General features: G+C 49.6%; 16 protein-coding genes. 10 read left to right on the top strand and 6 right to left on the bottom strand.

The window, feature by feature from the left end:
• Positions 1–15 precede the first annotated feature (15 nt).
• Complete coding sequence (locus R2083_RS11430; protein WP_317538516.1) at positions 16–834, top strand: polyphosphate kinase 2 family protein; 819 nt, start codon at positions 16–18, stop codon at positions 832–834.
• Positions 835–890: 56 nt separating this feature from the next.
• Positions 891–2,381 (top strand): CHAD domain-containing protein, encoded by a 1,491-nt coding sequence (locus R2083_RS11435; RefSeq protein ID WP_317538517.1) that lies wholly within the window; start codon positions 891–893, stop codon positions 2,379–2,381.
• 20 nt (positions 2,382–2,401) lie between these two features.
• Here the strand turns inward: R2083_RS11435 and R2083_RS11440 are convergent, their stop codons facing one another.
• Together R2083_RS11440 and R2083_RS11445 are read right to left on the bottom strand one after the other, a co-directional pair.
• Complete coding sequence (locus tag R2083_RS11440) at positions 2,402–3,331, bottom strand: GIDE domain-containing protein (RefSeq protein WP_317538518.1); 930 nt, start codon at positions 3,329–3,331, stop codon at positions 2,402–2,404.
• Between the two features lie 12 nt (positions 3,332–3,343).
• A complete protein-coding gene (locus R2083_RS11445) occupies positions 3,344–3,907 on the bottom strand; it encodes a LemA family protein (protein WP_317532086.1) in 564 nt (187 codons plus the stop codon).
• Positions 3,908–4,123: 216 nt separating this feature from the next.
• On the opposite strand from R2083_RS11445, the gene R2083_RS11450 reads away from it, so the two are divergent.
• The 7 genes from R2083_RS11450 (at position 4,124) to R2083_RS11480 (ending at position 10,506) form a co-directional block, all read left to right on the top strand.
• Entirely contained in the window at positions 4,124–4,516 is a 393-nt protein-coding gene (locus tag R2083_RS11450; protein WP_317531377.1) for a DUF4156 domain-containing protein, read from the top strand.
• 207 nt (positions 4,517–4,723) lie between these two features.
• The gene (locus R2083_RS11455) at positions 4,724–6,967 is read left to right on the top strand and encodes an EAL domain-containing protein (protein WP_317531378.1); all 2,244 of its coding nucleotides are present in this window, start codon (positions 4,724–4,726) and stop codon (positions 6,965–6,967) included.
• 165 nt (positions 6,968–7,132) lie between these two features.
• On the top strand, positions 7,133–8,188 hold the full coding sequence (locus R2083_RS11460) for a cytochrome-c peroxidase (protein WP_317538519.1): 1,056 nt from the start codon (positions 7,133–7,135) through the stop codon (positions 8,186–8,188).
• Between the two features lie 254 nt (positions 8,189–8,442).
• Complete coding sequence (locus tag R2083_RS11465) at positions 8,443–8,874, top strand: glycine zipper family protein (RefSeq protein ID WP_317531380.1); 432 nt, start codon at positions 8,443–8,445, stop codon at positions 8,872–8,874.
• 319 nt (positions 8,875–9,193) lie between these two features.
• Positions 9,194–9,430 (top strand): hypothetical protein, encoded by a 237-nt coding sequence (locus R2083_RS11470; RefSeq protein ID WP_317538520.1) that lies wholly within the window; start codon positions 9,194–9,196, stop codon positions 9,428–9,430.
• A 78-nt stretch (positions 9,431–9,508) separates the two neighbouring features.
• The gene (gene nudF / locus R2083_RS11475) at positions 9,509–10,126 is read left to right on the top strand and encodes an ADP-ribose diphosphatase (protein WP_317538521.1); all 618 of its coding nucleotides are present in this window, start codon (positions 9,509–9,511) and stop codon (positions 10,124–10,126) included.
• A 179-nt stretch (positions 10,127–10,305) separates the two neighbouring features.
• On the top strand, positions 10,306–10,506 hold the full coding sequence (locus R2083_RS11480; RefSeq protein ID WP_317538522.1) for a hypothetical protein: 201 nt from the start codon (positions 10,306–10,308) through the stop codon (positions 10,504–10,506).
• Between the two features lie 76 nt (positions 10,507–10,582).
• Here the strand turns inward: R2083_RS11480 and R2083_RS11485 are convergent, their stop codons facing one another.
• Positions 10,583–12,286 (bottom strand): diguanylate cyclase, encoded by a 1,704-nt coding sequence (locus tag R2083_RS11485; RefSeq protein WP_317538523.1) that lies wholly within the window; start codon positions 12,284–12,286, stop codon positions 10,583–10,585.
• Positions 12,287–12,563: 277 nt separating this feature from the next.
• Here R2083_RS11485 and R2083_RS11490 point away from each other — a divergent pair, with 277 nt between their 5' ends.
• Entirely contained in the window at positions 12,564–13,820 is a 1,257-nt protein-coding gene (locus tag R2083_RS11490; RefSeq protein WP_317538524.1) for a putative Na+/H+ antiporter, read from the top strand.
• A 50-nt stretch (positions 13,821–13,870) separates the two neighbouring features.
• On the opposite strand, the gene R2083_RS11495 is transcribed toward R2083_RS11490, so the two are convergent.
• From R2083_RS11495 to R2083_RS11505, 3 genes are read right to left on the bottom strand one after another with little or no spacing between them, the layout of a single operon-like run.
• Positions 13,871–17,062, bottom strand: coding sequence for a CusA/CzcA family heavy metal efflux RND transporter (locus R2083_RS11495; protein ID WP_317538525.1), 3,192 nt, complete (start codon positions 17,060–17,062; stop codon positions 13,871–13,873).
• A gap of 6 nt (positions 17,063–17,068) precedes the next feature.
• The gene (locus R2083_RS11500; protein WP_317538526.1) at positions 17,069–18,235 is read right to left on the bottom strand and encodes an efflux RND transporter periplasmic adaptor subunit; all 1,167 of its coding nucleotides are present in this window, start codon (positions 18,233–18,235) and stop codon (positions 17,069–17,071) included.
• Positions 18,232–19,500, bottom strand: a complete 1,269-nt coding sequence (locus tag R2083_RS11505) for a TolC family protein (RefSeq protein ID WP_317538527.1) — start codon at positions 19,498–19,500, stop codon at positions 18,232–18,234. Before R2083_RS11505 ends, R2083_RS11500 begins: the two co-directional genes overlap by 4 nt.
• Between the last annotated feature and the right edge of the window lie 179 nt (positions 19,501–19,679).

The following is a 19,679-nucleotide window of genomic DNA, read 5'->3' on the forward strand; positions in this document are numbered from 1 at the left end:
TCAGTACAAAACAAAATGAAAAACCACCCAGTAAAACCCGGCAGCAAGCTCGATCTGTCGCAATGCGATCCTGACGATACCGGTGATTTCCAGAAAACCACGCAAGGCAAGGAAGAAGCCAAAGCTGCCACGGAAAAATTGATTGGCAAATTGGATGATTTGCAGGAGCGTTTATTCGCCAACGGCAACCGCGCGTTGCTGATTGTGTTGCAGGGTATGGATACCAGCGGCAAGGATGGCGTCATCAAGCATGTGATGTCGGGCATCAATCCGCAGGGGTGCAAGGTGGTGACGTTCAAGTCGCCGTCGGCGGAAGAGCTGAAACATGATTTTTTGTGGCGCGTGCATCAGAAAGCGCCGGAGAAAGGCCAGATCGGTATTTTTAACCGCTCGCATTACGAAGATGTGCTGATCACGCGTGTGCACGGCTTGATTTCGGATAAGGTGGTGCAGCAACGGTTTAACCAGATCAATGAATTCGAGGAACTCTTGTTCGAGAGCGGCACGTGCATTCTGAAGTTTTTTCTGCACATTTCCAAGGATGAACAAAAGAAACGGCTGGAGGAACGCATCAACAATCCGGAGAAACGCTGGAAGTTCAGCACCAGCGACATCGAAGAACGTAAATTCTGGAAAAACTATATGGATGCGTTCGAAGCCATGCTCAGCGCCACCAGCACCGATCTCGCACCGTGGCATATCGTGCCGGCCAATTACAAGTGGTACCGCAATCTGGTCATTGCGCAACAAGTGGTCACCGCACTGGAAAATATGAAACTGGCAACACCACCGGCGCCCGAGGGAATCAATTTTGATACCTTGAAGATTGAATAGTACAGTATCCGCTCCAACCGCTGCCCGTCGCGACACCACTCTCACGGAAAAATTATATGGAAATCGAGCTCAAGCTGGCTTTGCAGCCGCGTTATGTTGCGCGCATCCGGCGTCATCCCTTGCTGCACGCCGTTGCTCCGCAACAGCGCACTTTACTGAGCATTTACTTCGATACACCGAAATTCGATCTGATGCAGCGCGGTATCGCGTTACGCGTGCGCCAGGCCGGTGATCAATGGATACAGACGTTGAAAGCGGAGACGCAATCGGTCGGTGCGTTGACGAGCCGCCCGGAGTGGGAAATGGCGGTCACGGACGGCCGTCATCCGGATTTCTCCGCATTGCCGCAAGCAGCGCTGGATCTGCTCGCCGGAATCAAACTCAAGCGCATCGCGCCGGTATTCACCACCGAGTTCCGGCGCACAACGTGGCAAATCGGCGAAGGTGCCGCGCAAGCGGAAGTGGCGCTCGATACCGGCAAAATCTTCGCCGCTGAGTTATCGCGCGATATTTGCGAAGTGGAAATCGAACTCAAATCCGGTCCGGCGGAATTTTTATTTGATATTGCAACGCAATTACTGCAACAAGCGCCATTGCATATCGAACCGCGCAGCAAAGCGGAACGCGGCTATATCCTGTGCGGCGCGTTTAGTCCCAGCCCGGTCAAAGCCATTCGCCCGGGTATCGACCGGGACCAACCGGCGGGTGAAGCATGGCATGCCATCGTGCAAGCGGCACTGGTGCAATTATCCGCCAACGTACCTGGCTTTCTCGAACAGGCAGAGAACATCGAGTATCTGCATCAGCTGCGCATTGCGTTGCGCCGTTTGCGTGCCGGTGCGCAATTGGCGAAATCGCTGGGACAGGAAATACCTGCTTGGGAACAACCGTTGCGCGCGTTGACCCACGCACTGAATCCAGCGCGCGACTGGGATGTGTTTCACCAAGAAATTCTACCCGGCATCCTGCCCGTTCTGGCTACATCAGCCGAAAATACTGCCGTTTCCGAAACCGCATTAGCTTTGTTGCACAATGCCGCTGCGCAAGCGAGGCAAAGGGCGCAAGCATTATTGCTGGCACCGGTGTTCACCCAGCTCACGCTCGACATCGGCCGCAGCCTTTTGATAACACCAATTAATGAACACATGCGCACGACCGGAACATGGGCTGAAGTCATACTGGAGAAACGCTGGCAGAAGCTGCGCAAATGCTGCCGCGGTTTTGCCCGGCTGGATCCGGCCGAGCGCCATTTTGCGCGTATCGCCGCCAAAAAAATGCGTTACTGCGTGGAAGCGTTTGCACCGCTATACGGAAAACGGGTGAATCGATTCTTGAACGCTTTGACCGCTTTACAAGATGAATTGGGAATCGAGAACGACCGGCGTATCGCGCTGCAGTTACTGTACAAGCTACCGCATAAATCCGCCGCGCTCGGCTTTGAGTTTGGCTGCCTCAGTGGCGTATTGGCGTCCGAAGCCGCGCAGCATCCACGGTTATCTCCAGCCTTGTGGCATCGTCTGGCGCGATCCAAATTGTTCTGGCATTAGTGGCATGGCGATTCAGCGCATTATCCATGCACATGCACCAGCCAAGCAGCAGCGCAGATCGATAGGATGCACCCCGCCAAGGCGGCATAGCCGCTGCGGCGGTATTTCCGTGCCAGCAAGGCTTGCGGATACATCGAGATAATAAAAGGCCGCGACGGATTGTTGGGTTTGGCCATGATGCTGGTATCCGGCTCCAGTGCCAACTCATCATGAATCTGCTGCGCTGCGGCGTGCGCTTCGGATCGCGCCACTTCCCATTCCTGCTGGTCGATGTTGCCGTCCTTGTTGCTGTCGAACCGTTCCCGCAACGTGGCTTGGTCCTTTTTCCAATCGTTGATCACATTGATCATCACGTCGCGCATTGATTTCTGTGTTGCAGCAGACCAAGTGCTGAATTGCCCTAATATGTACAGCGGCTGCCCGGGCAGTATCAGCCACTCGCTGTAGCGGTAGTTGTTGGTCATGGCATGAACGATCGACTGGCTTTCCAGTATTTGTGTCCGGGTTGGCCATTCGCTATTGCCGTACCACACCAGTTTCTCGATACCGTTGATTTCCGCGCGATCCGGATCGACATAGCAACTGCTGACACCATCGGTGAGCCTGAAACGGTGATCGCTGGTATTGGTGTACACCACATTCCAGCGCGTTTGCGTGCGGCCTTTTTCGGTGAATGTTTCCTGCTGGGCAATTTCACTGCGGTACCAAAGACAGGGGTGATTGGATAACGGCGCGTAAATCGGCCGGTCGTCGATGAATTGCCCCTTTCCTTCCAATTCAACATAACCTTGATGCGCCGAGCGTAATTTAGCGGTTGGTGTGTCCTCAATGAGGCGCAGCCGTTTCCAGTTATGCATAAAAAAATAAAAACCGGTCAATGCCGCAACGATCACCGCACCCAGCACATAGGGATAATCCTGCGGCGGAATGTCAGCCAGTATTTGGTTCATGCGCCCTCCACGTCAACCAAACAGCTTGCCGATATTGACATCCTGCTTATCGGCATCGCTGAATTCCAGCAGATCGCGCGGTTTGAATTTAAACCAATTGGCGATGATGACATCGGGGAACTGCTCGATGCGCACATTGTTGATTTTGACTGCTTCGTTGTAATACTCACGGCGGTCGGCGATGCTGTTTTCCAATCCGCTGATACGCGCCTGCAAATGGCGGAATTTCTCGCTGGCTTTCAACTCGGGGTAGTCTTCCGCCACGGCAAACAGATTGCCCAATCCCATGCGCAGCATATTTTCCGCCGCGCCCAGCGCACCGATATTACCGGCCTCCCGCGCGTTGGAAACCTGTGATCGCGCCGCAATCACTTGCTTCAGCGTTTCCTGTTCAAAACCCATATACTGCTTGCAGGTTTCCACCAGCTTGGGCAGCTCATCATGGCGCTGCTTCAAAAGAATATCGATATTCGACCATGCCTGCGATACGCTGTGCTTAATATCCACCAAACTGTTGTACAACATGACGCCGTACACAAACACGATGGCCAGTCCCGCCAGGGAAATATAAATCATGATATCCAACGTCACACCTCCTGTTAGTTACATTCCTGCAATATACAGCACCGATAATCCCGTAAGCCGTTTGAAAAGATGCCGTGAGTGGCTTTATTTCCTCCTATTGCCGCCATTATCCGGCCGAGCTTCGACGAATGCTATTGACGGGCCATACTGCGCTTCTCTATGCTAACCGGCTTTAAGAATACAATTCGTATGTATCAGGAGTCAGCAATGAATGTTTGCAAAGAATTAAACCAGTTAACCCAAGCAGCCATGTTCGTTTCAATCATCCTGAGCTGTACCGGAGCTTCGGCACAAACGGGCGAAGTCCCGCCGCAACCGGAAAAAACCAAAACCGTCACGATGGTGGTCGGTGAACAAGGTCCCGATGGATGCGAGTTACTCGGTAAAGTGAAGGGTTCCTCGAAAGAAAATGACAGCGGAGAGGTCAATACTCCTTATGTGGACCGGTTGATCAAGGCCCGTAACAACTTAAGAAACGAAGCGCAGCAACTGGGCGGCGACACCGTGCATATCATTTACTCCAATAATTCAGGACGGTATGAAATACCGGGAGCTGATAAGGAAATCATATTTGTCGGTAATGTGTATCGCTGCGAATAATTTTGAAACAATCCGCTGACAAATATCTCCATGCAGCGACACGCAAAAGCAGAAAAATGTAAGTGATTATCCTAGCAGTAAGTTTTTTAACATGTGAGTAATTTATCGTATAATTCCGGCCAACTCAGCTCATTTATTGACATCCTATCCGGCATTCAATGCCATTGCTAATCTCTCATGAAACCTTACTGGCCATGCTAACCGCGAATGAGTAAGAATATTCTTGTGAATAAGGATTTATCCGCGCAGATTTTTGCACCGACCAATTATTTTGACCTGACCAATACCGAACAGGGCAGGATCCTCCAGTTTCAGCAAGAAATTCTTCAACTGGTGGTACTGGGAAATGATTACAAGGAAATCTGCGAGAAAGTCTGCTTGTTGATGGAGCAGCTGCTGGATAACGCGGTGGCATCGGTCATGCTATTAGACAAGGAAAAGCAATGCATGAATGTGTTTGCCGCACCCAGTGTTCCGGAAGCGTGCATTGTGCAGCTCAATGGCCTGCGTCCGGGTCCGGGAGCCGGCTCCTGCGGTAATGCCGTTTTCCGCCAGGAACCGGTTTTTGTCGAAAGCACGCTGGACGATCCGCGCTGGCAGAACATCCGCCAGCTGGCCATCGATTTCAATATTCTTTCCTGCTGGTCCATGCCGGTGCGCAGCAAAGGCGGCGAATGCGTCGGATCGTTTGCGCTGTCCAGTTTCGAGCATCGCTTACCCAGCACTTTTCACCGCAAGCTGCTGGAAATCGGTTCATTTATTATCGGTATCGCACTGGAACAAAAGAAAGTCAACGAGCAGTTATATCTTTCCAGCAAGGTTTTTGAAAACAGCACCGAAGCAATCATGATCGCGGATGCCAACAAGATCATCATCTCGATTAACAAAGCGCTGCACAAAATAACCGGTTATGCGGATGAAGAGATCGTCGGAAAATCTGTAACCATCGTTACATCCATCAGGCACGGCAGCAATTTTTTTCAGAAAATCTGGCAAAGCGTCAAGCAGCATAACCATTGGTATGGCGAAATCTGGAACCGGCACAAGCAGGGGCGCGAGTATCCGGCGTGGTTCAATATTATTCCGGTACGTAGCAAGGACGGACGGATCAGCCATTACCTGATCAACTTTTCCGATATCACCAGCAAGAAGAAATCGGATGAAATCATCTGGCGGCAAGCCAATTACGATTCATTGACCGGATTACCGAACCGCAATATGTTCTATGACCGGTTAAATCATGACATTAAAAATGCAGCCCGGATCGGCGCGGGATTGGCAGTGCTGTTTATCGATCTCGACCGCTTCAAGGAAGTAAACGATTCATTGGGGCATAGCGTGGGCGATGCGCTACTGGCGGAGGCAGCCAAGCGGCTAAGCAGCTGCGTGCGGGAAACCGATACCGTGGCGCGCCTGGGCGGGGACGAATTCACCATCATACTGAACGGCATCAGTGAGCATCGAAGTGCCGAAAAGATCATGCAAATGATCTTGCTGGAATTGGCCAAACCGTTTCATCTCAATACCAAGCAAGCGTATGTTTCCGCGAGTATCGGTGCCACGTTTTTCCCCGATGATGCCAATAATGTTGAAATATTGATTAAGAATGCCGACCAAGCCATGTATGCCGCCAAAAACAATGGCCGCAACTGCTGGAGTTGTTTCACATCGAATATGCGCACGGCAACCGAAGTCCGTTCGAGAACCGCGTACGAATTGCGCAACGCACTGCGGGATCAACAACTTTATTTGCTGTATCAACCGATCGTGGAACTGGCAACCGGCAATGTCTACAAAGCCGAAGCCCTGATCCGCTGGCAGCACCCGGAACGGGGCACTGTGTATCCGGGGGAATTTATCAGCATCGCGGAAGAAACCAATCTCATCACCGACATCGGCGACTGGGTCTTCAAACAAGCGGTCAATCAGGTTGCCCTCTGGCAAACCCATTTCAACGCCGGTTTTCAGATCAGCATCAATAAGTCACCCAAGCAATTCATCAGCAAAATGAGCGATTGGGTCAACCATCTCAATGAACGCGGCCTGGACGGGCAAAGTATCATCGTTGAAATCACCGAAAACTTGCTGCTCGATGTGCACGAATTGGTAGTTAAACAATTATTAAATTACCGCGATGCCGGCGTTCAGGTAGCCATTGATGATTTCGGCACAGGTTATTCTTCATTGTCCTATCTGAAGAAATTCGATATCGATTATCTCAAGATCGACCGTTCATTCATTTCCAATCTGGACAGCAAATCCAACGACAGAATTCTGTGCGAAGCGGTTATTACAATGGCGCACCGCTTGGGCATGAAGGTAATCGCCGAAGGCGTCGAAACCGATTTGCAAAAAGAATTATTGATTTCCATGGGCTGCGATTTCGGGCAAGGTAATTTTTTCAGCAAGCCGATGACTGCCGATAAATTTGAAACACTCCTTCTACAATAGAAACAAATCCGCTAGTATCTCGTCTCCGTCCTTCAGCGCTTCCGCTGAGAACCGGATAAGAAAGATAAAAAAACGTTTCTCCTGTAAGTAATTGTCTGCAATTAAGCATTTTGCTTATTCAATAAAATCGATCAAAGTGCTAATGTTAATTTTTTTGGAGGTCATATGAAAATATTTTTATTCCTGGCATTCATAGTAAGTTCATACAGTTATGCTCAGAGCGGGCATGATCATCAGGGTGATGCGAAAAAAAAGGACGACCATCATAGCGAAATGCATGATGACGGCCATCACGGAATGGGCGGCATGATGCACGGCGGCCACCACAAACTCGATAAGACCACCTTAAAACAATTTTTCGAACCGCTGCCAGCATCGATTATCGACGAAAAAAAGAATGCTGCTTTAATCGCGTTGGGCAAAAAACTGTATCTCGATCCCAAACTGTCAGTGAATGACACCATTTCCTGTAACTCCTGCCATCAACTGAATAATTTCGGTGTCGACAGCCAACCAACGTCACCGGGTCATGAAGGCAAACGCGGCGGCAGAAATTCTCCCACCACGTTCAATGCCGCTCTGCATATCGCGCAATTCTGGGATGGACGCGCGAAAGACGTTGAAGAGCAGGCGTTGGGACCGATTTTGAATCCGATCGAAATGGGCATGCCGAGTGAAGCGGCGGTGGTCGACAAACTGAAAAAAATCGACGAATACAAAGCCATGTTTGCCGAAGCGTTTAAAGATGAAAAAGATCCGATTCAATACAAAAATGTGGGCAAAGCCATCGGCGCTTTTGAGCGCACGCTGATCACGCCATCGCGCTTTGACGATTTTCTCAAAGGCGATGAAAATGCATTGAATGATGCCGAAAAAAGAGGCTTGCAAAAATTCGTCCATATGGGATGCGCCAATTGTCATAACGGTGTGGCCATCGGCGGCAATTCCTATAAAAAAATCGGTCTTGTCGAAGAATATAAAACATCCGATGTCGGCAGGTTTGCTGTAACCGGACTGGAAACCGACAAGAAAGTGTTTAAAGTGCCCAGCCTGAGAAACATCACCAAAACAGCGCCGTACTTTCATGACGGTTCAGTCAAAACATTGGACGAAGCCATTGAAGAAATGGCGGAACATCAGCTCGGACGGAAAGTGGGTCCTGGTTTTGTCGAGGATGTCAAAGCCTTCCTGGGCGCTTTAACCGCAAAAGATAGCAAATAAAACACCACGTTTGATTGTTATCGTCTAACTTGACGGATGCCGCTGCCAGATGGTCTGGGCAGCGGCATTTTCACAGCATCAGTGATCACACTCCGTTTTATCGCAATTCAGTTTCCTCAACTACCCTCTCTGCAATTCTCAATCCGCATCGGCCAAGTTCTATCCGGCAGCTGCTTTCTTTGCAGAATAGTGAACACCATAACCGCTATACTATCCACTCAGTCAGTATTATTTCTTCAACCGGAGGTGAAACAATGAAATTGGGAATGACGTTGATCGCGGGATCTATCTTTCTGGGTTTATCGGCTTGCTCCAGCACTGGACCTGTTATATATCCCAACACGCATTTTCTATCTGTCGGCAAAGCAGCTGCTGAAAAAGATATTGAAGCTTGCAGAAAAATGGCTGAATCAGCCGGTGCCAAGGAAGGCGGCGGCCAGTTGGGTGATGTGGCTAGCAGCACCGCAATGGGAGCCGGTGTGGGAGCGGCAAGCGGTGCAGCAGGCGGAGCGATATACGGTGCGGCTGGGCAAGGCTCTTTAGTGGGCGCGGCCAGTGGCGCGGTTGCGGGATTATTGCGAGGGATTCTGTTTTCCCCGAGATCCTCACAACCCAGCCAAGCGTATGCCAATTTTGTATCGCGCTGCCTGGAAGAAAAAGGCTATGAAGTGACCGGCTGGCAATAATCGGAAACGATGATCGCTCAAACACCGTTGGCTATTCCGGATACCAGCAGCCTCAAAACTATACTGTTCTTCATGACATAAACCGGAATAACCGCCATACCCAATGCCAGTAGCGCTATTTCATCAGCAAACTTTTTCCGCCAGAAAAAATCAAATAGCGTATATTTATAATTGAGAAGAATCGCTTAGCAAATGATTTTCTTGATGAATATCATTCAAATCTCAGAATTGCCGGGAAAAACCCCGGGTGATCTTTAATTGTTTCAACGGTAGGGTCTGTTATCAATAGCGTATCTTCAAAAATATTGACACGGAGGTAATGGCAATGATTAAAGAGCTTTCTTTCGATGACGACGACGGTATCTATCCTATTGATAGTTTGAATGATGAGGATGATGTTGTAACGGACAGCAAAATACCGCCCGGAAAATTTGCAAAAATAATCGATGAATTTGAGACCACCAAAGATGAATTTGACGATGACGAATTCGATACCGTCAAGAATGATTTGGACGACGATGACGATGTGACACTCGATACGTTGGGATTGCGTTAGCTCTAGCCGTTGCAAAATAGCACAGCTTGCGGCATGGCATGCGCAGCATGACAATCTTTACGCATGGGATAAACCGCTGTGAGTGCAGATGTAGAAATTTTAGAGAAAACGATTTGTTTTGAAGGTTTCTTCCGGATAGAAAAATACCGGTTGCGTCACCGGCTATTCAATGGCGGCTGGAGCCGCCCGCTGAGCCGTGAACTGTTCGAGCGCGGCCATGCCGCTGCCGTCCTGCCGTATGATCCGATCCGCGATGCAGTCATCCTGATTGAGCAATTCCGCGTTGGCGCGCTGACTGCACCAGGCGGGCCTTGGCTGCTGGAAATCGTCGCCGGCATGATCGAAAGCAGTGAAACTGCGCAAGACGTGGTCAAACGCGAAAGCATCGAAGAAGCCGATTGCATCATCACCGCTTTGCTCCCGGTGTGCGATTTTCTGGTCAGCCCCGGTGGCACCAGCGAACGCATTGCCCTGTTTTGCGGCCGGGCCGATGCGGCAAAAGCCGGTGGTATTCATGGTGCTCCCGAAGAAGGCGAAGACATCAAAGTGCATGTCGTTCCGCTGGATACTGCATTCACCTTTCTACAATCGGGCCGGATCAATTCGGCCAGCGCCATCATTGCATTACAGTGGCTGGCCTTGAATCGCGAGCAAGTGCGAACCCAGTGGCTATCGCAACCGGTCTCCGTAACTTAGCGGCGCGGCGCTGCTCTGACATCATCCGGACTCCCGGCATCCGGCATTAACCTTTATTCCGGACGCGCTTTCCAAAGCCCGGAATTGTTACAAAGAATCCTTTCTAATCCCTCCTTTCCACTGCACCGCCATGTGTTTTAATGAAAGCGTATTCAACCCACATCGCAAGGAGGTTTACCGTGGCATTGAAAAGACTTTCGTTGGATGATGAGGACAACGTTGATCCTTCGGATATTGATGATGACAGCGTATTAGCCGATGGCATGATTCCGGATAGCCGGATCGTGGGATTGATTGATGAATTGGAAGAGAGCTGTGATGAACTCGATGCCGAGGATGATGACGATGAAACCGGAGCGGATCCTCAGAAATTGCATTGAGCGTTACCATCCCGCCGAGGACCGGCAGTTGCGGTGAACTGTCTGACCGGTTTTCATTTTTGCAATGCTTTTATCCTCAGCCGGATTGATCCGAGCACACGCAATTACGTCCCTGTTTCTTGGCGCGGTAAAGTTGTTGGTCCGCTTGAGAAATCAATTCATCCAGCGATACATTGGTCACGAAGGTATGGGCAACGCCAAAACTGGCGGTAAATAAAAGCTTCTCACCTTTGACGCTCGTCAGCTGAATCACGTTGATTTTGTTGCGCATCCGTTCCGCAATGGCAATCGCATCGATTAAACGGGTTTCCGGCAGAAAAACCAGAAACTCCTCGCCTCCCCAACGCGCCAGGATATCCCCGCTGCGCGCTTCTTTCTGCAATGTTTCCGCCAGCTGCACCAAAACCCGGTCCCCCAGGGCATGACCGTACGTGTCATTGAGCAACTTGAAATTGTCGATATCCAGCATGATGACGGAGGTGCTGCTCTTGCTACGTAACCCCATGGCCCAGATCGGTTGAACATACTTATAAAAAGAGCGCCGGTTATTCAGATTGGTCAACGAATCGATACCGGCCATTTTCTCCGCCAGCAATTTCTCGTTCTGATTGATATTAAAGCGTTCGGCCAATGCCAGCGCGAGTAAGATGGCGTCCATCATCATGCCGATATCGGTCGCCCGGTAAGTCCATTCGTTAAACGGAATCAATCCCCAGACGGCATTGGCGGTAATCGCACCGCCGCATATCGTAAAAATCGACGCCAGCAGAAAATACTTGGCGAATTGATTACCGGCTTGCAACGAAATAACACCCAATACGATCGAAGAAATATAGAAAAAAAAGATGAACACCAGCGCTATCAGCAGCGACACGATAAATTCCCCAGCCAGCATCGCTAACAGCATGAATGCGCAAAAAACAGCCGAGCTGGCAATGATAAAGCGATATACACGGGGCCAAGCGGTTTTGATATTCAAAAATTGCAATGCGAATGCAAATCCGCTCACGGTACAGGCCATGATCAATACCGGATTGGCCCATTTTTGCCATTGCGGCGATTCCGGCCATAGCCATTGATAACCATGACCGGTATAAGCGAAGTTCAGCAGTAAAAAAAACAGCAGATAAAGCGAATAAAACAGATAGGGGCTGGTGCGCAACCCAATATATAGCATCACATTGTAGGCAACCAAAGCCAAAATTACACCGTACATGAAACCATAGCTATACGCCTGCCATTGATTTCTATCCGCCAGCGCCTCATTGCTGATGAAGTAAAGCGGCAAAACCATGTCATCATCGGATTCCACCCGGATCAGCACGGTCGTCTCACCGGCGCTAAAATCATGACCGGCGACAAAAAACCGGTGATCCAGCGAGCGCTGGGAAAACAGTAAACTGTCTCCCGTATGATAGCTTCCGGTCAGCTCATCCTGGCGCAAGAAATAAATATCGATTTTATCCAGCCAGGAAGTTTCCAGCAGAAGATTCCGGCGCACCGCGTTATATCCATCGTTTCTGACGTTAAATGCCAGCCATACCGGTTTTGCGCCAATCCCGAAATTGATGACAGAATTGCCGGACTGTGCGAACCGGCCATCACGATACGCTAACAAGGCATCCTGCATGCGCCAATGAGTATCTTCATCCTGATGAACCCGGATATGCTGACCGATCGTTTCCTTGTATTCCGCCTCCACGTTGATTTCAGCATTTGCGTTCAGACACCCGAGAACTGACATGAGCATCAGGATTAACAGTGCGAATAGGTTCTTCATGAAACGCTCATTCTGACGGTTAAGGATGGGATAAATAAATAGCACGCGGATTGAACCCAGAGTAATCTAATTATGCTGACTGGAGCGATAGTAAATTACAATCTATAAAGACTGTAGATTATACCCCTTCTCCACAGCACGAAAAAAATTCGTATTTATAACCCATCCATTTCCCGTAAACCCTAGTCAAAAATGTATCAGGCATTTTTATAGTTATATGATGCTGTAACAAAAGCATGTTATCTTTATGTACGCTTAACTATTTATAATCACTACGATGAATCCAACGACTATACAGCTCATCGCTGCGGCGTTATTCGCTTTGGCTATTATTCACACCTTCTCAACCAAATTTTTTGAACATCTAGCGCATTGCCAGCCGCAACACGCCGGTATCTGGCATTTGCTGGGCGAAGTGGAAGTGGTATTCGGTTTTTGGGCGATGGTCTTGATCCTGTTTATATTCGCTGCCAACGGAAAGCATGAAGCAATAACCTACCTCGAATCCCGTGATTTCACTGAACCCATGTTTGTATTCGTCATCATGGTGATTGCCGGAACACGCCCGATTCTGGATTTTGCGGCGGCCTCTGTTCGAGGCGCAGCCATTGTTTTGCCCGTAAACACCGGCACAGCAATGTACTTTCTATTGTTGGCCTTTGTTCCGTTGCTCGGTTCTTTCATCACAGAACCCGCCGCCATGACGCTGGCAGCGCTGATGCTACGCGACACGTTATTCAGCAAGGAAGTATCCACCCGTTTGAAATATGCCACGGTCGGCGTGTTATTTGTCAACATTTCAATCGGCGGCACATTAACACCCTTTGCCGCACCACCGGTATTGATGGTGGCCGGAAAATGGAATTGGGATATTTGGTTCATGATGACCACTTTCGGCTGGAAAGCGGCATTAGCTGTTGCTGTCAATGCATTTGCGGTAACTTGGTTATTCCGCCACGAACTGGGACATGTCAGCCAGAAGGATTCTGTTGCGGCATCGCACACTCCTTTGCCGGTGGTATTGATACATATCATTTTTCTTGCGCTGGTTGTATTGTTCGCGCACCATCCTGCGGCATTTATGGGCATTTTTCTGTTCTTCCTGGGATTTACTGCCGCCTATCAGCAATATCAAAGTCCATTGATTTTACGTGAGGCGCTGCTGGTTGCCTTCTTCCTGGGAGGATTGGTGGTATTGGGCGGGCAACAACAATGGTGGTTGCAACCATTGTTGTTGGAAATGGATGATACGGCGGTCTACTTTGGCGCTACTTTATTAACCGCCGTTACGGACAATGCCGCGCTCACTTATCTGGGTTCTCTGGTTGAAGGGCTCAGTGAAGAATTCAAAATCGCATTGGTTGCCGGTGCGGTAACCGGAGGCGGACTGACAGTTATTGCCAATGCGCCGAATCCGGCAGGTTTTGCAATTCTAAAAGGCAAATTTCATGAACAATCCATTCATCCGCTGGGCTTATTAATAGCTGCACTGCCGCCAACCCTAGTGACTATCATTGCGTTTCGCGTACTCTAAATAAAAACAGCGCTGCAAGCCATCTTGCAGCGCTGTTTATCCATAGAGGATTAAGCTTCTTTGGCCGGACTTTGCAATGTATCCGCTAAAGGCAGCGGTTCCGGCTGATTCTGTTCCGGTTCATTTTTCTTATCTGGTATATCGTCAAACCAGCGATAAATCATCGGCATTACCACCATCGTCATCACCGTCGCGGTCATTAACCCGAAAATGACTACGATTGCGAGCGGCTTTTGCACTTCAGAACCCAGCCCTGTTGCTGTCAAAAAGGGCGCCAAACCGAGCACCGTTGTAGCGGCTGTCATCATAACGGGGCGAAAGCGTTGCGCACAGGCTTTCCTCGCGGCTTCTTGCACGCTGAAACCTTTTTCGCGCAGCTCGCGCAGAAAAGAAATCAGCACCACACCGTTCAAGATGGAAGTCCCCCACACCGCAATAAAACCTACCGAAGCCGGTACCGATAAGTATTGACCGGTTACAAATAATCCGACTATCCCGCCGACTGATGCAAACGGCAGTACCAGATAAATGAGCACAGCCATTTTGATCGAGTTAAACAGCATGAACAGCAGGAAGAAAATAGCGGCTAACGTTATCGGCACAATGATCGATAGTTTCGCCATCGCACGTTCCATGTTCTCAAACTGCCCGCCCCAGGCAAAATAATAGCCTGGTGGTAATTTAATTTCTTTGGCAGCCCGTTGCTGGAGTTCGGCGACAAAACCACCCAAGTCGCGCTCATGCACATTGGCACCAACAACTACACGGCGTTTAGCAAACTCACGCGAGATAATCGCGGGGCCATCGATTACTTTAATTTCCGCTACCGCACTAAGCGGCACCAGCATGCCGCCAGCTCCCATTCCAGCCCGTGCGCCATCGATAGCTGGTCTGAGCAGCAATTCCTTGATGGCTTCCACATCATGGCGGAATTCTTCCGGGAATCTCAGCAACAGCGTAAAACGCCGTTCTCCCTCGAAAACCTGCGTGACCGCTTTACCCCCCACGGCGGTGGCAATCATTTCGTTGACATCCGATACATTAAGGCCATGACGGGCAATTGCACGACGGTCGATATTGATGGTTAATTCTTGCTGCCCTGACAAGCGCTCAATACGGATATCCCGCGCGCCACGGGTTGATTTGACGATACGCGCGACTTGTTCGGATAATTTACGTAATTCTTCCAGGTCATCGCCAAAAATTTTCACGGCGACTTGCGAGCGCACCCCGGTAACCATCTCATCCACCCGTTGCGCAATGGGCTGCGAGATCACGATATTGACACCCGGCAACACAGTCAGCGCTTTACGGATATCCTCCTCGATTTCCGCTTGGGTGCGGCCCGATCCAACCAGATCGAGATCGGCAATCGGATCGGATTCGTTTTGCGAGGCCGGATCGGCAGGAGTATCGCCGCGACCCAGTTTGGAAACGACCGATTTAACACCGGGGATCGCGGCAATCGCTTTCATCGCTTCCGTTTCAATTTTAATGGCTTCGTCCAAAGAAATCGACGGCGCACGAATAATTACCGGTGTTACCGCGCCTTCCTTCATGATCGGAATAAACGATTTGCCGAGTAACGGAAACAGCGCAAATGCCGCCATCAGGGCGGAAATTGCAATGATCATGGTTTTCTTCTGATTGCGGTTGGCCAAATCGTAAGTGTACAGATAGGCATTTTTCATCACGGCGATGATCTTGGTGTCTTGCTCACTGCCACCTTTTAGCAGGTAATCACAAAGTACCGGAGACAGCAATAGCGATACAACCAATGCAATAAACAACGAAATCGAAATAGTCACCGCCAATGGACTGAAAGTTTTTCCTTCCATACCTTCAAGCGTCATCAGAGGCAAAAATACCAGCACGGTTACGATTAAGCCGAAAATAACCGGTGTACCCACTTCAGCTGTCGCATCCACGATTACATTGAATTTGGATTTTCCAGTGTCTTTGGCTTCTCCCAGACGCTGATAAATATTCTCAACCACAACCACCGTCGGATCAACCATCATACCGAGCGCAATAGTTAATCCGCCAAGTGACATCAAATTGGCGGGCATACCGTAATGATTCATTACTAGGAAAGTAATAAGTGGCGTGATAATCAACGTGAAACATACGACAAAACTGGTGCGCACGGTACCGAGAAAAAGCGATAACACCACAATCACCAGAATCAACGACTCTATCAGCGTGCTTTGCACCGTCCCTAATGCGGCATCGACCAGATCAGTACGATCGTAAAACGGCACGATTTGCAAGCCATCAGGGAGGATTCCACGCTCATTGATTTCCGTGACTTTCTCCTTGATCCGCCCGACGATTTCCTTGGCATTACCACCGCGCAACATCATCACGATACCGGCGACCGATTCCGTGTCACCGTTTTTGATGCTAGCACCCTGGCGCACTTCCCCGCCAAAGGTCACGTGCGCAACGTCACGCACATAAACCGGAACACCATCCATTTCTCTGAGTACAATATTGCGAATATCTTCCAAACTGGAAATCAGACCCACACCGCGAATCAGATATTGTTCGTATTGCAATGCTAGAATATTACCGCTGGCATTGGCATTATTACTCGCCAGAGCGCGATTGACATCGGTCAATGTCAGGTCGTAATGCCGCAGCTTATTCGGATCGGCGTACACCTGGTATTCCTTGACATGCCCGCCGATAGAATTGACCTCCGCCACACCTCGGATCGAACGTAGCATCGGACGCACCACCCAATCTTGAACAGTACGCCGCTCCATCAATTCTTCTTCAGTTAATTTTCGCTTACCATCATCTGGGTGTTCAATCGTATATTGATAGACTTCACCCAGACCGGTAGAAACCGGTCCAAGTACCGGCGTAATGCCGGGTATCAGGCGTGGCGTGACATCGATAATGCGCTCCATTACTAACTGGCGCGCAAAAAATACGTCGGTCTGATCAGTGAATACCAGCGTGATTAGCGATAATCCGCTTTTGTTCATCGAACGCATTTCGACCAACCCCGGCAAGCCGGTCATGGCAATTTCCACCGGCACGGTCACCAAACGTTCCATTTCTTCAGGGCTGCGGCCGATTGCTACCGTGGCGACTTGCACCTGAATATTGGTCACATCCGGGAATGCATCCACAGTCAGTGTTTTAATCGCTCCAACACCGGCAGCACACAATATCAACCCGATAATCAGCACCAGCAAACGCTGGTTAAGCATTGCACGAACGATCGCGGTCATAACTGGCTACTCCAGTTCAGCAAGCTTACGCTCGCTGTCTAAATGAAACGCACCGGCAGTCACAATTCGTTGATCGATCGTCAATCCTTTTAACACGGGGCGTAAGGTAGCCACTTCTTTATCCAATTCAACCGGTACGCGCTGAAAATGATTATCGCTGATGGCGGTAAAGACATAATCTTGATTCAATTCCCGGACCACAGCCGATTCAGGAACAACCAGCACTTTGTGCTGCGGATCCTTGATGTGCATATTTGCCAACATATCCGGCTTCAGTTTACGCTCAGGGTTTTCCACCATCACCCGGGTCATGACTGTTCGCGTCAGGCGATTGACGGTATCTGAAACAAAAATGATCACACCATCCAGAAAATGCGGTCCCAATGCAGGTACATTGATTTCGACATGCTGTTCCAATTCGACGTCACGGGCGATTTGTTCGGGCACGTCGCCAACCACCCAAACGTGAGAAAGATCGGCAATTTGAAACAGTGGATCGGCAGGTTGTACTATTTGACCTACAATGACATTACGTGCGATTACGTAACCTTCCCGGGTAGATTTTATATCCAGCCAGGGCAGTATCTTCCCTCGTTTTTTGAGTTCTTTGAATTCCGCATCGCCCATGCCAAATAATCTGAGTTGATCAGCAGCTGCGCCCATTTCGGCTTGCGCAATTTCCAGCTCGGATTGCCGCCGCTCCACTTCAGCCAGCGGTATGGCATCGGCAGTCAGTAGATGGCGCGCACGCTCAAGCGATTTGGTAGTGACCACTACGCGCGATAACGCACGCAAATAAGCCAGTTGAGAATTAGTTAAATCAGGACTGGTAATGCGTACTAGTTTCTGTCCCACCTTGACGTAATCACCCAGAATAACAAACAGATCAGTGACACGCCCCGTGACGTAAGAACCGATTTGTGCGGTTCTTTCTTCATCGACTTGAACCCGGCTCGGTACTTGGATTTTATCCGCCAGATCAACCAGAAATGGCTGTCCGATTTGCAATCGGCTCAATACTTCCGGACGAGCAGTAATGCTGTTGAAGTCTCGTTCTTCAGCCGATTTTTGTTGCGCTTTGTCAGCGGAGTCAGTGGATTCGCTTTTATCACATCCTGTTAGCAATAAAGTTACAGCGACTGTAAAACCGGTAAAAATTATTTTGAAATTCATTCTGGAACTAACTCCTTGGGATAATGAGCGCGTAGACGGTCAATTTCAGCTGCAGCGGTTTGTAGCTCAAAACGTGCCTGCATGGAATCACTCAAGATTCCCCGGAGAATACGTTGCGAATCCAAAAATTCGATTAACCCGCGTTCACCGAACCGGTAGGCGGTTTGCGCGACTTGCACCACATTTTCCGCTTCCTTGATCAAACCACCTTCAAATAAATCCACGCGCCGTTGTGCAATCTGTAAGGCTTGCCAGGCTGCTTCAAATAGCTGACCGATTTCATAGCGGCGAAACTCAAGTGTTTCCCGTATGCGCGCGGAATCATAAATAGCAGTGTCAATTTCCCCGCGGCGGCGATACCAGATCGGGATTCTGACGCTCGCGCCGGCAATATTGGATGTGAATTGCGCGTCTTGATAATTGGTGTACAACACGTTGATTTGCGGCAGTACTGAAGCTTTTTCCTGGGAGATTCGATGATTGGCGCGTTCCTGTTCCGCCTGCAGCCGCACTACTTCCGGATTAACCTTGGGTACTTGCTCGCGCAATTCTGCTAACGGCGGCAGCAGAACCGGATCTTTCAATGAACCGCTAATCTCAAAATCAATTGGAATGGCACCGGCCGTCAATTGCAGCAACATCACCCGGGCACGCTGTGCGGTCAGGTGCGCTGCCTGCGCACGATTTGCCGCGCTTTGCAACTCCGTTTCAGCGCGAATCAATTCAAACCGCGCAATTTCGCCTCTTTCAACATTGACGGCAATTCGATTCCGCAAATTTTCCAATAATTCGTAAATACTCTGCTCGATAGTTGCCTGTTCCAGGCGCAGCATCAGCTCATAGGCTCTTACACGCAGCTGCGCCGCCAAATCGGCACGCACTTGATCTAAGCTTGCACGGCTTGCGTCCACCCCGGCTTCCGAAGCATCGATGCGAGCACTCCGCATAAAAGGATTCTCGATCGGCTGATTGACCGTTAATGAACGTTGCATGGAAGTGGGCCCAGTAACAGTAAGTGGATAGCGATTGCTATCAGGCCCGGCGGTTACGGTTACTTCCGGATTCAGGAATGCTGATGCGGCGACTACCCCAGCTTTGGCCATATTGACCTGCGAACGCGCGGCTTGGACGAGACCATTGGCTTCCAATCCTATGCGTTGTATTTCTTCTATTGTAAGCTTGGCTTTTGATTGTCCTAATGCAGGCAGCGGTGAGATGGCTAAGAATATACTTAACACGAAATAAAAAGACGGTGAAATCTGCATAAGTTCCTTTCAATTATTACAACAACATTATGTTTTTCACATATTCTTCACATAAAATTAGCTGCCAATCATATATGAAATTTAAGACTTAGTACTCTCAATAACAGGGATAATGAATTTCTTCTTGTTATTTTTACAACCATTAATGAGTTAAGGACTATTGATTGTCAGTTACCGGG

It is taken from the genome of Nitrosomonas sp. Is35, from assembly GCF_033063295.1.
GTDB lineage: Bacteria > Pseudomonadota > Gammaproteobacteria > Burkholderiales > Nitrosomonadaceae > Nitrosomonas.

Excerpts from the sequence above, each read along its gene's own strand:
- R2083_RS11430 (WP_317538516.1), top strand. The coding sequence starts at position 16 with ATGAAAAACCACCCAGTAAAACCCGGCAGCAAGCTCGATCTGTCGCAA.
- R2083_RS11435 (WP_317538517.1), top strand. The coding sequence starts at position 891 with ATGGAAATCGAGCTCAAGCTGGCTTTGCAGCCGCGTTATGTTGCGCGC.
- R2083_RS11440 (WP_317538518.1), bottom strand. The coding sequence starts at position 3,331 with ATGAACCAAATACTGGCTGACATTCCGCCGCAGGATTATCCCTATGTG.
- R2083_RS11445 (WP_317532086.1), bottom strand. The coding sequence starts at position 3,907 with ATGATTTATATTTCCCTGGCGGGACTGGCCATCGTGTTTGTGTACGGC.
- R2083_RS11450 (WP_317531377.1), top strand. The coding sequence starts at position 4,124 with ATGAATGTTTGCAAAGAATTAAACCAGTTAACCCAAGCAGCCATGTTC.
- R2083_RS11455 (WP_317531378.1), top strand. The coding sequence starts at position 4,724 with ATGAGTAAGAATATTCTTGTGAATAAGGATTTATCCGCGCAGATTTTT.
- R2083_RS11460 (WP_317538519.1), top strand. The coding sequence starts at position 7,133 with ATGAAAATATTTTTATTCCTGGCATTCATAGTAAGTTCATACAGTTAT.
- R2083_RS11465 (WP_317531380.1), top strand. The coding sequence starts at position 8,443 with ATGAAATTGGGAATGACGTTGATCGCGGGATCTATCTTTCTGGGTTTA.
- R2083_RS11470 (WP_317538520.1), top strand. The coding sequence starts at position 9,194 with ATGGCAATGATTAAAGAGCTTTCTTTCGATGACGACGACGGTATCTAT.
- R2083_RS11485 (WP_317538523.1), bottom strand. The coding sequence starts at position 12,286 with ATGAAGAACCTATTCGCACTGTTAATCCTGATGCTCATGTCAGTTCTC.
- R2083_RS11490 (WP_317538524.1), top strand. The coding sequence starts at position 12,564 with ATGAATCCAACGACTATACAGCTCATCGCTGCGGCGTTATTCGCTTTG.
- R2083_RS11495 (WP_317538525.1), bottom strand. The coding sequence starts at position 17,062 with ATGACCGCGATCGTTCGTGCAATGCTTAACCAGCGTTTGCTGGTGCTG.
- R2083_RS11500 (WP_317538526.1), bottom strand. The coding sequence starts at position 18,235 with ATGAATTTCAAAATAATTTTTACCGGTTTTACAGTCGCTGTAACTTTA.
- R2083_RS11505 (WP_317538527.1), bottom strand. The coding sequence starts at position 19,500 with ATGCAGATTTCACCGTCTTTTTATTTCGTGTTAAGTATATTCTTAGCC.